9 protein-coding genes, 1 tRNA gene and 1 pseudogene are annotated in these 13,317 nt (G+C 68.8%); 4 read left to right on the forward strand and 7 right to left on the reverse strand.

Annotation, left to right across the window (positions count from 1 at the left end; translation table 11 throughout):
* Nucleotides 1–29: 29 nt before the first annotated feature.
* Nucleotides 30–1,429 (reverse strand): annotated as a pseudogene (locus AB0M70_RS38470) (sulfatase-like hydrolase/transferase).
* A 40-nt stretch (nucleotides 1,430–1,469) separates the two neighbouring features.
* Nucleotides 1,470–1,571: a putative leader peptide gene (locus AB0M70_RS38475; protein ID WP_365827845.1), complete on the reverse strand. Its 102-nt coding sequence runs from the start codon at nucleotides 1,569–1,571 to the stop codon at nucleotides 1,470–1,472.
* Between the two features lie 162 nt (nucleotides 1,572–1,733).
* Between AB0M70_RS38475 and purF the strand changes: the two genes are divergently transcribed.
* Nucleotides 1,734–3,260 (forward strand): amidophosphoribosyltransferase, encoded by a 1,527-nt coding sequence (gene purF, locus AB0M70_RS38480; RefSeq protein WP_365827847.1) that lies wholly within the window; start codon nucleotides 1,734–1,736, stop codon nucleotides 3,258–3,260.
* Between the two features lie 35 nt (nucleotides 3,261–3,295).
* Nucleotides 3,296–4,390: a phosphoribosylformylglycinamidine cyclo-ligase gene (gene purM / locus AB0M70_RS38485; protein ID WP_365827849.1), complete on the forward strand. Its 1,095-nt coding sequence runs from the start codon at nucleotides 3,296–3,298 to the stop codon at nucleotides 4,388–4,390.
* A 113-nt stretch (nucleotides 4,391–4,503) separates the two neighbouring features.
* Here the strand turns inward: purM and AB0M70_RS38490 are convergent, their stop codons facing one another.
* Nucleotides 4,504–4,761 carry a DUF3073 domain-containing protein gene (locus AB0M70_RS38490; RefSeq protein ID WP_363210148.1) on the reverse strand — a complete coding sequence of 86 codons (258 nt, stop codon included), beginning with the start codon at nucleotides 4,759–4,761 and terminating at the stop codon, nucleotides 4,504–4,506.
* Between the two features lie 290 nt (nucleotides 4,762–5,051).
* Nucleotides 5,052–6,134: a Glu/Leu/Phe/Val dehydrogenase dimerization domain-containing protein gene (locus tag AB0M70_RS38495; RefSeq protein ID WP_363210147.1), complete on the reverse strand. Its 1,083-nt coding sequence runs from the start codon at nucleotides 6,132–6,134 to the stop codon at nucleotides 5,052–5,054.
* 209 nt (nucleotides 6,135–6,343) lie between these two features.
* Here AB0M70_RS38495 and AB0M70_RS38500 point away from each other — a divergent pair, with 209 nt between their 5' ends.
* Both AB0M70_RS38500 and bldC read left to right on the forward strand, forming a co-directional pair.
* A complete protein-coding gene (locus AB0M70_RS38500) occupies nucleotides 6,344–7,228 on the forward strand; it encodes a hypothetical protein (RefSeq protein WP_365827852.1) in 885 nt (294 codons plus the stop codon).
* 488 nt (nucleotides 7,229–7,716) lie between these two features.
* A complete protein-coding gene (gene bldC / locus AB0M70_RS38505) occupies nucleotides 7,717–7,923 on the forward strand; it encodes a developmental transcriptional regulator BldC (RefSeq protein ID WP_003949541.1) in 207 nt (68 codons plus the stop codon).
* A 555-nt stretch (nucleotides 7,924–8,478) separates the two neighbouring features.
* Here bldC and AB0M70_RS38510 read toward each other — a convergent pair.
* The 3 genes from AB0M70_RS38510 to hrpA form a co-directional block, all read right to left on the reverse strand.
* Nucleotides 8,479–8,688 (reverse strand): DUF6274 family protein, encoded by a 210-nt coding sequence (locus tag AB0M70_RS38510; RefSeq protein WP_365827854.1) that lies wholly within the window; start codon nucleotides 8,686–8,688, stop codon nucleotides 8,479–8,481.
* 451 nt (nucleotides 8,689–9,139) lie between these two features.
* Nucleotides 9,140–9,214 (reverse strand) — tRNA-Asp (locus AB0M70_RS38515).
* A gap of 95 nt (nucleotides 9,215–9,309) precedes the next feature.
* Nucleotides 9,310–13,299: an ATP-dependent RNA helicase HrpA gene (gene hrpA / locus AB0M70_RS38520; protein ID WP_365827856.1), complete on the reverse strand. Its 3,990-nt coding sequence runs from the start codon at nucleotides 13,297–13,299 to the stop codon at nucleotides 9,310–9,312.
* Nucleotides 13,300–13,317: the final 18 nt, after the last annotated feature.

Consider the following 13,317-nt stretch of genomic DNA (forward strand, 5'->3'; position numbering starts at 1 on the left):
GCGACGCGGCGGCGGTCAGGGCCGCGGTCTCAGGCCGCCGGGTACGGCAGCAGCCCCTTGTCCGTCTTCTCCCAGGCCGCCTTCAGCTCGGCAAGCAGCCGCGGCTCGCGCGCCGCCAGGTCGGCCTGCTCGCGCTGATCCGACGCGAGGTCGAAGAGCTGGTCCTTGCCGCCCTTGCCCCGGTAGTACTTCCAGTCCCCGCGCCGCAGGGCCCGCTCCCCGCGCACGCGCCAGAACAGCTCCCGCTCCGCGAGCTCCTCGCCCTTCAGGAGGTAGGGCGCGAGGCTGGTCCCGTCCAGCGGGTACGCGGGGCTGGGCCTGGCCCCGCCGACCTCCAGGAGCGTGGCCGTCCAGTCCGGGGTGAAGACGGGCTCGTGGCTGACCTGCCCGCCGTCGAGGCGCGCGGGCCACCGCACGATGGTCGGCACGCGGATGCCGCCCTCCTGGAGCGAGGCCTTGTTGCCCGACAGGGGCCAGTTGTACGAGAAGCGCTCGCCGCCGTTGTCGGAGGCGAAGAAGACCAGGGTGTCCCGCTCCTGGCCGGACTTCTTCAGGGCCTTCAGGACCTCACCGACCGACCGGTCCAGGTCCTGCACCATCTCCGTGTACTTCTCCACGGACCCGCCGTCCTGATGCCAGAGCGCGCCCTTCTCGCCCGCCTTGATCCTCCGTACGATCTCGGCGCTCTCCTCCTTGTCGCCGTCGGCGATCCACGGCCAGTGCGGGGTGGTGAAGTTCAGGTTGAGCAGCCAGGGCTTGTCGCCGTGGTCCCGCAGCACGTACTCGCTCGCCCCTCGGTCAGGATGCGCGTGTAGTAGCGCAGGTCCTTGTACTCGGCGTCGCCCTCGTAGAGGTCGTACTCACCGCCGAGCCCCAGCTTCGAGTAGTACTCCAGGGCCCCGCCGAAGTTCCCGAAGAACTCGTCCCAGCCCGACCTGGTCGGCGAGTAGTCCGGCAGGTAGCCCGCGTGCCACTTGCCGATGAGCGCGGTCGCGTACCCGGCGTCCCGCAACAGTGACGCCAGCGTGGGATGCGTCGGCTCCAGGCCCACGGACTTGTCCGCGATCGGCTCCGCGAGCCCGCCCTCCGTACGGCCGGGGAAGCGCCCGGTGTAGAGGCTGAAGCGGGTCGGCGAGCAGGTCGCGGACCCGGCGTAGGCATCGGTGAACCGCACGCCCTGGCGTGCCAGGCGGTCCAGGTTCGGGGTCTTGATGTGCGGCGACCCGTAGGACGAGAGGTCGGCCCAGCCCAGGTCGTCGCCCAGGATGAACAGGATGTTCGGCCGCCGGCCGCTCCGGCGCGGGGCCGCACGGAAGGGCCGCTCCCGGGCTTCGGCGGCGGCGGGCAGCCCCACCGCGGCGGCGGCACCGGCGCCCACGGCACCGGTGAAGGCACGTCGGGACAGAGGGGACTTTTCGTACGAGGGCATGGCTGCGCTCCTGAACAGGCACGGAAGACGGAGGGTGAGTTCAGACAGCGCTGCGACAGATGGCGCTCGCGACACGGACCAGGTCGACGTGGCGGCGCTCCACAAGGGTGACCGACGGGTCACCGAGGGGCTGCAGGGGCATGGACCAGGAGCTTCACGGGCTCCGGCCACCCCGTCAACGCTCCCGCTCATCTGTTCACACGGGCTTCGTACTTCCCGTGCGCACCAGGGCCGCAATCACGCTCCGTACAGGCCCTGTATCCCCAATTCGGACCAGTGGTCGATCTCGCCTACACTCGATGTCGTGCCACGTGGTGACGGTCGACTCAATCATGATCTGCTCCCCGGCGAGAAAGGCCCCCAGGACGCTTGCGGCGTCTTCGGTGTCTGGGCTCCGGGTGAAGAGGTCGCCAAGCTCACTTACTTCGGGCTGTACGCCCTCCAGCATCGAGGCCAGGAGTCCGCGGGAATCGCGGTCAGCAACGGCTCCCAGATCCTTGTCTTCAAGGACATGGGGCTCGTGTCCCAGGTCTTTGACGAAACCTCTCTCAGCTCGCTCCAGGGTCATATCGCGGTCGGTCACGCCCGCTACTCGACCACTGGAGCCTCCGTATGGGAGAACGCCCAGCCGACGTTCCGTGCCACCGCGCACGGCTCCATCGCGCTCGGGCACAACGGCAACCTCGTCAACACGGCCCAGCTCGCCGAGCTCGTGGCCGCCCTGCCCAAGGAGAACGGCCGCGCGACCCAGGTCGCGGCGACCAACGACACCGACCTGGTGACGGCTCTCCTCGCGGGCCAGGTGGACGACGACGGCAAGCCGATGACCATCGAGGAAGCCGCCACCAAGGTCCTCCCGGACGTGCAGGGCGCCTTCTCCCTCGTCTTCATGAACGAGCACACGCTGTACGCGGCCCGTGACCCGCAGGGCATCCGCCCGCTGGTCCTCGGCCGCCTGGAGCGCGGCTGGGTCGTGGCGTCGGAGTCCGCGGCGCTCGACATCTGCGGCGCCAGCTTCGTCCGCGAGGTCGAGCCCGGCGAGTTCATCGCGATCGACGAGAACGGCCTGCGAACGTCCCGATTCGCGGAAGCGAAGCCCAAGGGCTGTGTCTTCGAGTACGTCTACCTGGCGCGCCCCGACACCGACATCGCCGGCCGGAACGTCTACCTCTCGCGTGTCGAGATGGGCCGGAAACTCGCCGAGGAAGCTCCCGCCGAGGCCGACCTCGTCATAGCGACCCCGGAGTCCGGAACGCCGGCCGCGGTCGGTTACGCCGAAGCCTCCGGCATCCCCTTCGGCGTCGGCCTGGTGAAGAACGCCTACGTGGGCCGGACCTTCATCCAGCCCTCGCAGACGATCCGCCAGCTCGGCATCCGTCTCAAGCTGAACCCCCTCAAGGAAGTCATCAAGGGCAAGCGGCTGGTCGTCGTCGACGACTCGATCGTGCGCGGCAACACCCAGCGCGCCCTGGTCAAGATGCTCCGCGAGGCCGGGGCCGCCGAGATCCACATCCGGATCTCCTCGCCGCCTGTGAAGTGGCCCTGCTTCTTCGGCATCGACTTCGCGACCCGCGCCGAGCTCATCGCCAACGGCATGACGATCGACGAGATCGCCAAGTCCATGGGCGCCGACTCGCTCTCGTACATCTCCATCGACGGCATGATCGAGGCCACGACCATCGACAAGCCGAACCTGTGCCGCGCCTGCTTCGACGGCGTGTACCCGATGGACCTTCCCGACCCCGAGCTGCTCGGCAAGCAGCTCCTGGAGACGGAGCTGGCCGCCGGTCCGGCGTCCACGGCAGCGGCCGACGCGATCCGTCGCCCGTAAGCCACCCGTAGTAACGACACGAAAGCTCTCACCCCATGTCTGCTGAGTCTTTTGAGCATGCTCCGCATGCGGGCACTGGTGCCAGCTACGCCTCCGCAGGCGTCGACATCGAAGCGGGCGACCGCGCAGTCGAGCTGATGAAGGAGTGGGTGAAGAAGACGAAGCGCCCCGAGGTCCTCGGCGGCATCGGCGGCTTCGCCGGACTCTTCGACGCCTCCGCCCTCAAGCGCTTCGAGCGCCCCCTGCTCGCCTCCGCCACCGACGGCGTCGGCACGAAGGTCGACCTGGCCCGCCAGCTCGGCGTGTACGACACCATCGGGCACGACCTCGTCGCCATGGTCATGGACGACATCGTGGTGTGCGGCGCGGAGCCGCTCTTCATGACCGACTACATCTGCGTCGGCAAGGTCCACCCCGAGCGTGTCGCGGCCATCGTGAAGGGCATCGCCGAGGGCTGTGTGCTCGCGGGCTGCGCCCTCATCGGCGGCGAGACCGCCGAGCACCCGGGCCTGCTCGGCCCCGACGACTTCGATGTCGCGGGCGCCGGCACGGGCGCGGTCGAGGCGGACCGCGTGCTCGGCCCCGATCGCATCCGTAAGGGTGACGCCGTCATCGCCATGGCCTCGTCCGGCCTTCACTCGAACGGGTACTCGCTCGTCCGGCATGTGGTCTTCGACCGCGCCGGCTGGTCCCTGGACCGCGAGGTCGAGGAGTTCGGCCGCACGCTCGGCGAGGAGCTCCTGGAGCCCACCAAGATCTACTCCCTGGACTGCCTGGCGCTCACCCGCACCACGGACGTCCACGCCTTCAGCCACATCACGGGCGGCGGTCTCGCGGCGAACCTGGGCCGGGTCATCCCGGACGGTCTGCACGCGATCGTCGACCGCGAGACCTGGACGCCCGGCGCGGTCTTCGACCTCGTCGGCAAGGCCGGTCAGGTCGAGCGCCTGGAGCTGGAGAAGACGCTGAACATGGGCGTCGGCATGATGGCGATCGTCCCCGAGGAGTCCGCCGACGCGGCCCTCACGACCCTCGCGGACCGCGGTGTGGACGCCTGGATCGCCGGTGAGATCACCGAGCGCGGCGCGCACACCACGGGCGCCGAGCTCATCGGTGACTACGCGAAGTAGAAGTCCGCGAGGGCAGCACAAAACCCGGTCCGGTGTGGTGACCACCCCGGACCGGGTGAGGTGCAGTTGCTACGAGAACTGCGAATACTTCAGGTGCTGCGAATGCAACGAGGTCAAGCGCCGCGGCGCTGCGACGAAGGACCTGACTCGTCGGAAGAGTCCTCGTCCTCGTCGTCGTTATACAGATCCGCGTACTGGGCGTACGGGTCGTCTTCCTCGTCGTCGTCTTCGAACGGCTCGCCATTCGGCGGCTGTTGCGAAGTCGAAGCGCCCAGCTCATTGGCCAGACGCGAGAGGTCAGTCCCGCCGCTGCTGTACTTCAGCTGGCGGGCGACCTTCGTCTGCTTGGCCTTTGCCCGGCCGCGCCCCATGGCTCGACCCCCTCGGATATGGGGCTTGGTGACCCCAGAGTCTTGACACGCGTTCATGATCAGGAACGGGCTCTCCGTGGAGAGGCCGGTCCGTAGGGCTTCCACGGTACCTGCTCCTGCGGCCATACGGTACGTCGCCCGCAGGACGCGCCTCGGCGCACAACCCACGAGGAGCCCTGTCCTCGCTGGTCAACTGCGATTTTAACCTCTTCTTGCCGGGCGACCCGCCGACGGGGGTGAGTCTTGTCTCTCGCGCACGTCGGCGGGGCGCTCTCACGGCACCCGAAAGGTCAGCGGACGCGGGCCTCCGCCATCCGCTGCTCGGCGATCCTGTCGGCCGCAGCGGCCGGCGGAATGCCGTCTTCCTTCGCACGAGCGAATATGGCAAGAGTGGTGTCGAAGATCTTCGACGCCTTCGCCTTGCACCGGTCGAAGTCGAAGCCGTGCAGCTCGTCGGCGACCTGGATCACGCCGCCCGCGTTCACCACGTAGTCGGGCGCGTAGAGGATCCCGCGGTCGGCGAGGTCCTTCTCCACACCGGGGTGCTCCAGCTGGTTGTTGGCCGCGCCGCAGACCACCGTCGCGGTGAGCACCGGCACGGACTCGTCGTTCAGGGCGCCGCCAAGGGCGCAGGGGGCGTACACGTCGAGGCCCTCGTACCGGATCAGCGCGTCGGTGTCGGCGACCGCGGTCACCGACGGGTGCTTGTGGGTGATCCGGTTCACGGACTCCTCGCGCACATCGGTGATCACGACCTCGGCGCCGTCCTCCAGGAGGTGCTCCACGAGGTGGTGGCCGACCTTGCCGACGCCCGCGACACCGACCGTGCGGCCGCGCAGCGAGGGGTCGCCCCACAGGTGCTGCGCGCTCGCCCGCATGCCCTGGAAGACACCGAAGGCGGTGAGCACGGAGGAGTCGCCCGCGCCGCCGTTCTCGGGGGAGCGGCCGGTCGTCCAGCGGCACTCACGTGCGACGACGTCCATGTCCTTGACGTACGTGCCGACGTCGCACGCCGTGACGTAGCGGCCGCCGAGGGACGCCACGAAGCGGCCGTAGGCGAGGAGGAGCTCCTCGCTCTTGATCTGCTCCGGGTCGCCGATGATCACGGCCTTGCCGCCGCCGTGGTCGAGACCGGCCATGGCGTTCTTGTACGACATCCCGCGCGCGAGGTTCAGCGCGTCGGCGACGGCCGCTTCCTCGCTCGCGTACGGATAGAAGCGGGTGCCGCCGAGGGCCGGGCCCAGGGCGGTGGAGTGGATGGCGATGACGGCCTTGAGGCCGCTGGCTCGGTCCTGGCAGAGCACTACTTGCTCATGGCCCCCCTGGTCCGAGTGGAACAGGGTGTGCAGGACGCCGTTGTCTGCTTCGGTCACTGTGGTGACTCCCGGTCAAGTGGCGGCGGTTGGGCGGGCGCCCGTGCGGGTGGCGGGGCCCGATGGGCATGAGACTAGAGCCTGGAAGAACCCGGTGGCCGCGCAGTGCCGAGGATCACCCTCTCCCGGCGCAGCGACCGGTACGGCGGAGTTCGGCCATGGCACGATTTGCAGTGTTTTCCAGCCGGTGTGCGGGGGAGGGAGCAGCCGTGCCCAAGGTGTCTTCGTTGGTCGTCCCGTACGCGTCCTACTTGCGCGTCTATGAGCCCCTCGCCGCTTTCCCGGAGCCCGAGCGCGCGCACTGGTCCCGCTACGCGCGTCGCACGGACCGCCCCTCGTACCAGGACGAACTGAGGCGCTCCCTGGCGGACTTGCTGCCCACACCGCCGGTGCCCGTCCCGGTGCACGAGAGCAGCGACGCGTTCGTGGTCGAGTCCGACGGAGTGGTGTGCGTCTGCCCCTGGCGCACCCGGCTGCGCGGCTGGCAGGCCCTGGGGGAGCTGCCGGGGCAGTTGCCGGCCTCGGTGCTCGACGCGGTCCTGCCGCCGGTGGTGCGCCGCCAGACGGCCGCCGACTACGAGCAGTGGCTCGTCCGGAACCCTGACGCGCGCCCCTGGATCCGTACGTCGACGTGGCAGGTGCCGCTGAACTGGTTCGTGCTCGTCGCCGACGAGGAGCGTCAGTTCGAGAAGGGGTACGAGAAGCGGGGCGACGAGGGCGCGGACGGCGAGGGTGCGGAGCCCGCCTGTGCGCCCGTCCTGCGCTACCGCACGCCGATGGTGCAGGCGCGGCGCCGGGTGGCCCGTGGGCTCAAGACGCTGCGGGACACCCTCGACGACGGACCGCTCGTGGAAGGGCTCACGGACGTGGGCCGGTGGCTCGAGGAGTTCCATCCGCGCTCCCTGGTCGAACTCGACTACGGCGGGCTCGTGCACGCCCTGACCGAGGAGCAGCTCGCCGAGGACCACTCGGCGGCTGACGTGGCGGAGGGAATCGAGGCGCTGCGCAACGGCGACGGCGAGGGTGCCGGCGAGGCGTATGCGAGGCTCATGGAGCGATGGAGGGCGGTCCGGGACCGCCAGTTCTCGAACTGAACGTCGTCCGGGCGCCCGTGGGTGATCCCTACGTGGCGCCTACACGGGACGTAGGTCCCGATCCGGGCTTTTGTGTCAAGCGTGACGGACCGCACTTACGGGGCCCTTGCGCCCATCGCCCCCCCTCGTGCCAAAATAGGACAAGGAGTCCGGGGAGGGCTCCTTCCGTCCATGTCTGGGCGGAATACTCAGCATTGCACGCTATGGGGGGTCTGTTGACTCCTGATCGCTCTGTGACTGATCGTCACTGTGGCGTGACTGTCCGCTATGGCATGGTCCATCGGCTTCCGTCGCTGATAGACACCTGGGAGGGCAATTCCATCGGTTTGGCCGACGTGGCTGGACGGATGGTGTAGTTGTAGTGCCGAGGACAAGCCGTTCGTCCTATAACCGACTCGACTCGCGTCCGCCATTTCGGGCAACGCGGGTCAAGGTGCAGAATTTAGAGGAATGAACCGAGAAGGTTCGGTTCTCCGAGGAGGCCGCTCATGACCGCTCGCACCCCTGATGCCGAGCCGCTGCTGACCCCGGCTGAGGTTGCCACGATGTTCCGCGTCGACCCGAAGACGGTGACGCGGTGGGCCAAGGCTGGCAAGCTCACGTCGATTCGCACGCTCGGCGGGCATCGCCGTTACCGCGAGGCCGAGGTCCGCGCACTGCTCGCGGGTATCCCGCAGCAGCGCAGCGAGGCCTGATTTACCGCATTACCGCAGTACCAGGACGAAAAGTACGCCCGCTGCCGGGTCCCCCAACTCGGCCGCACCGTCCGACCCCTAGCTACACACGACGCGGGTCCCGCCCCAACGGGTCCCACGCCTGAGCCTCATGGGTGAGTCGTTTCGATCGCGCTGGACTCCGCCGGGTCCAGCGCGATCTTTTTTGTGCGCCCAGGAGGTGCTGGTGAGCGCCGCTGTGAGCGGGCTTGTTGGTCTCTGAGGAGTGGTGGGGCCGCGCTGTGGGAGGCGCTTGGCGGACGGCTTGGTGGAGGCTGTGCGGGTGGTGCAATTGCACATATTAAATTGACCGGTTGTAGGAGGGGTGTAAGTTCGGGGGTTTCAAAAACTGCTTCGGTGACACCCGTCACACGCCGGGAACCTTGTTGCCCGCGACACCATTGGGCTAGAGGAGATCCCGGATGGCGCAGGGGAGTTGACGGACGCTGACGGCTTCCTGCCCGACGCACCCGGGCCCACCCGAGGGCCCTACTCCTCACCCTCCCACCAGCGGGGTGGGTCGCGGGTCGGCTTTGGTCACGCGTTCGGGGGACTTTCGTCCTCGTCCGGTTCACAGCCGCCCTCACAGCCGCTCTGGGCGGCGGAGGCGGTCTCCAGGGCCAGCCGCTCGAGGCGGTGGCAGATCGGGCAGTGCCGGGTCAGGTGGCGATAGCTCGTCGCCGCGGAGAGATGGGCCCGCAGGAGCGCGCGAGTCTCGTGCCGTGCGGACGCCGCTGAAGCCGTCATGCGCCACCTCCAGATGGGGAACCGGTCCCGCCCCTGTTCCCTGCTGTCTGGGTACCGGCGGAATGTGACGCAGTCAAGATGCCGGAACGGCAATGGGCCGCGCCCGAGGGAGGACGCGGCCCACTGCCGGTCGCTCGAGGGCGCATGAGATGGCATGCAAGTAGGGCCGCTCCCGGCTGGCGGGGGCGGCCTTTGTGGTGCGGCGGTCCTGACGGGATTTGCTGTGTCTGATTGCGGCTGCGCCGCGGGCGCGGCCTCCATCTTGAGTCCGTGGCGGCATGCAAGTAGGGCCGCTCCCGGTTGGCGGGGGCGGCCTTTGTGGTGCGGCGGTCCTGACGGGATTTGCTGTGTCTGATTGCGGCTGCGCCGCGGGCGCGGCCTCCGCCTTGAGTCCGTGGCGGCACGCAAGAAGGGCCGCTCCCGGCTGGCGGGGGCGGCCCTTCTTTTGCTGCGGTCCTGACGGGATTTGAACCCGCGGCCTCCACCTTGACAGGGTGGCGAGCACTCCAAACTGCTCCACAGGACCTTGCTTTGCGGCGCTTATTGGTGCGTTGCGCTGCGAGACAGGACTCTACAGCAGCGCAGGCCCGGCGGTCGAACTCACCCAGGGTGCGTGGGCGGTCACGGTGCGGCCGTGTCGATCGCCTTCACGATCCGCTTGTCCGAGACGGGGTACGCCGTGCCGAGCGCGTGCGCGAAATAGCTGACCCGGAGCTCCTCCAGCATCCAGCGGATGTCCAGGACCTCCCGCGGTACGGGGCGGCCCTGCGGAAGTTGTTCCAGGAGCCAGGCGTACTCGTCCTGCATCTCGTGGACCTTCTCCATGCGCGAGGTGTCCCGCTGGACGTTCGTCGGCATCTGCTGGAGGCGGCGGTCGGCGGCCGTCATGTAGCGCATCAGGTCCGGCAGGCGGCGGATTCCCGTGGCCGTGACGAAGCCGGGGCCGATCAGGGCGTCCAACTGGGCGCGGACGTCCGTGAGGTTGGCAAGGAGCGTCGGGCTCTTCGTCGACTTCAGGCGGCGCTCGCAGGCCTGCCAGGCGGCGAGGACCTGCTGGACCTGGGAGACCGTGCGGACCGTCGTGTCGACGATCTCGGCACGCACCTTCTCGTACAGCTTGCGGTACGACTCCTCGTCCCACGCCGGACCGCCGAAGTCGCCGATCAGCTTGTCCGCCGCCGCCATCGCGCAGTCCGCGAAGAGCGCCTGGATGGAGCCGTGCGGGTTCGCGGACAGGGCGATCTTCTGGGCGTTGGTCAGCTTGTCGGAGGCGAACTTGGCCGGATTCACCGGGATGTTGCGCAGGATCAGGCGGCGCGTGCCCTTCCACATGGCCTGCTGCTGCTCGGCCTCGGTGTCGAAGAGGCGTACCGAGACGGTGTTCGCCTCGGAGCCGTCGTCCACGAGCGCGGGGTACGCCTTCACCGGCTGGCCCGCGCGACGCGTCTCGAAGACGCGGCTGAGGGAGCCGATGGTCCAGTCCGTGAGGCCGGCGCGTTCGACCGCCGAGCCGCCCGTCCGCTCCGCCGTCGCCGCGGCCGCCTGGGAGAGCGCCTTGCGGGCCTTCGGGCGGAGCTGGAGTTTCAGCGCCTCCAGGTCCTTGTCCTCGGCGAGCTTCTTGCGCCGCTCGTCGGTGATCCGGAAGGTGATCTTCAGGTGGTCCGGCACGCGGGTGAGGTCGAAGTCGTCCGGCGACACGGGCACGCCGACCATCCGCTGCAGCTCGCGGGCCAGCGTCACGTGCAGCGGCTCCTGGAGGGGCACGGCCCGCTCCAGGAACGCCTTCGCGTAGTTCGGCGCGGGCACGTAATGCCGGCGGATGGGCTTGGGCAGGGAGCGGATCAGCTCGATCACGACCTCCTCGCGCAGGCCGGGGATCTGCCAGTCGAAGCCGTCCGCCGTGACCTGGTTCAGGACCTGGAGCGGTACGTGCACCGTGACGCCGTCCGCGTCCGCGCCCGGCTCGAACTGGTACGTCACCTTGAACTTGAGCGGCCCCTGGCGCCACGAGTCGGGGTAGTCGTCCTTCGAGACGTCGCCCGCGCGCTCGTTGATCAGCATCGACCGCTCGAAGTCGAGCAGTTCGGGCTCTTCCCGCTGCTTCTTCTTCCACCAGGAGTCGAAGTGCGCGCCGGACACGACGTCCGCCGGCACCCGCTGGTCGTAGAAGTCGAAGAGCGTCTCGTCGTCGACGAGGATGTCGCGGCGACGGGCCCGGTGTTCGAGCTCCTCGACCTCCGTCAGGAGGCGGCGGTTGGCGGCGAAGAACTTGTGGTGCGTGCGCCAGTCGCCCTCGACGAGCGCGTTGCGGATGAACAGGTCGCGGGAGACCTCGGGGTCGATGCGGCCGTAGTTCACCTTGCGGTCGGTGACGAGCGGGACGCCGTACAGCGTCACCTTCTCGATCGCCATCACCGCTGCCTGGTCCTTCTCCCAGTGCGGCTCGCTGTACGTGCGCTTCAGGAGGTGCTGGGCGAGCGGTTCGACCCACTCGGGCTCGATCCGCGCGTTGACGCGGGCCCAGAGGCGCGAGGTCTCCACCAGCTCCGCGGACATGATGAAACGCGGGGGCTTCTTGAAGAGCGCGGAGCCGGGGAAGACCGCGAACTTGGCACCACGGGCGCCCAGATACTCGCCCCGGCCGCCGCCGCGCTGTTTGGGGTCCTTCTCCTTGCTCTCCTTCGACTCCTTCACGTCCTTCATCCCGATGTGGGAGAGCAGGCCGGACAGGAGCGAGATGTGGACGTGCTGCTCAGGGGCGTCGTCCTCGTTGAGGTGAATACCCATCTGCTTGGCGACCGTACGCAGCTGCGTGTAGATGTCCTGCCACTCGCGGATGCGCAGGAAGTTGAGGTACTCCGCCTTGCACATCCGCCGGAAGGAGGAGGAGCCGCGCTCCTTCTGCTGCTCGCGGACGTACCGCCACAGGTTGAGGAAGGCCAGGAAGTCGGACGTCTCGTCCTTGAAGCGCGCGTGCTGCTGGTCGGCCTGCGTCTGCTTCTCGGCGGGGCGTTCGCGCGGGTCCTGGATGGAGAGCGCGGCGGCGATCACCATGACCTCGCGTACGCAGCCGTTCTTGTCGGCCTCAAGGACCATGCGGGCCAGGCGCGGGTCGACGGGGAGCTGGCTGAGTTTGCGGCCCTGCTCGGTGAGGCGCTTCTTGGGGTCCTTCTGCGTCGGGTCCAGGGCGCCGAGTTCCTGGAGGAGCTGGACGCCGTCGCGGATGTTGCGGTGGTCCGGCGGGTCGATGAAGGGGAACTTCTCGATCTCGCCGAGACCGGCCGCCGTCATCTGCAGGATGACCGAGGCGAGGTTGGTGCGCAGGATCTCCGCGTCCGTGAACTCGGGGCGCGAGACGAAGTCGTCCTCCGAGTAGAGGCGGATGCAGATGCCGTCCGACGTACGTCCGCAGCGGCCCTTGCGCTGGTTGGCGCTGGCCTGGCTGATCGCCTCGATGGGCAGGCGCTGCACCTTCGTACGGTGGCTGTAGCGGGAGATGCGGGCCGTGCCGGGGTCGATGACGTACTTGATGCCCGGGACGGTCAGTGAGGTCTCGGCGACGTTCGTCGCGAGAACGATCCTGCGGCCCGTGTGCTGCTGGAACACGCGGTGCTGCTCGGCGTGCGAGAGGCGGGCGTAGAGGGGCAGGACTTCCGTGAACCGGTAGTTCTTCTTGTTCAGGGCGTCCGCGGTGTCCCGGATCTCGCGCTCTCCGGAGAGGAAGACGAGGATGTCGCCCTTGCCCTCGGCCTGCAGCTCCTCGACGGCGTCCGTGATCGCGGTGATCTGATCGCGGTCGCTGTCCTCGGAGTCCTCTTCCAGGAGCGGGCGATAGCGCACCTCCACCGGATACGTACGGCCGCTGACCTCGACGATCGGCGCTTCCCCGAAGTGTCTGGAGAACCGCTCCGGGTCGATCGTCGCCGAGGTGATGACGACCTTGAGGTCCGGGCGCTTGGGGAGGAGCTGTGCCAGGTAGCCCAACAGGAAGTCGATGTTGAGGGACCGCTCGTGGGCCTCGTCGATGATGATCGTGTCGTACGCGCGCAGCTCGCGGTCCGTCTGGATCTCGGCCAGCAGGATGCCGTCCGTCATCAGCTTCACGTACGTGTCCGCGCCGACCTGGTCGGTGAACCGGACCTTCCAGCCGACGGCCTCACCGAGCGGGGTGTTCAGCTCGTCGGCCACGCGCTCGGCGACCGTGCGGGCGGCGATACGGCGCGGCTGCGTATGGCCGATCATGCCGCGAACGCCGCGCCCGAGCTCCATGCAGATCTTGGGGATCTGCGTGGTCTTGCCGGAGCCCGTCTCGCCCGCCACGATCACGACCTGGTGGTCGCGGATCGCCGCGGCGATGTCGTCCTTCTTCTGGCTGACCGGGAGTTCCGCCGGATACGTGATCTTGGGCAGACGGCTGCCCCGCTCGGCCATCCGGGCCGCGGCCTTGTCGACGTCCGCCGCGATCTCGGCGAGGACGGCGGCTCGGGCATCGGGCTTGCGGATCCGGCGCGCACCCTCGAGCCGGCGGCCGATCCGGTGCTCGTCGCGCAGCGACAGCTCGGACAGGCGCGGGGCGAGGGCGTCGAGGGTGAGGGCAGGCTGCGTAGACATAACGGCGTCCAGGATCTC

The organism is Streptomyces sp. NPDC051214, from assembly GCF_040682375.1.
Lineage (GTDB): Bacteria > Actinomycetota > Actinomycetes > Streptomycetales > Streptomycetaceae > Streptomyces.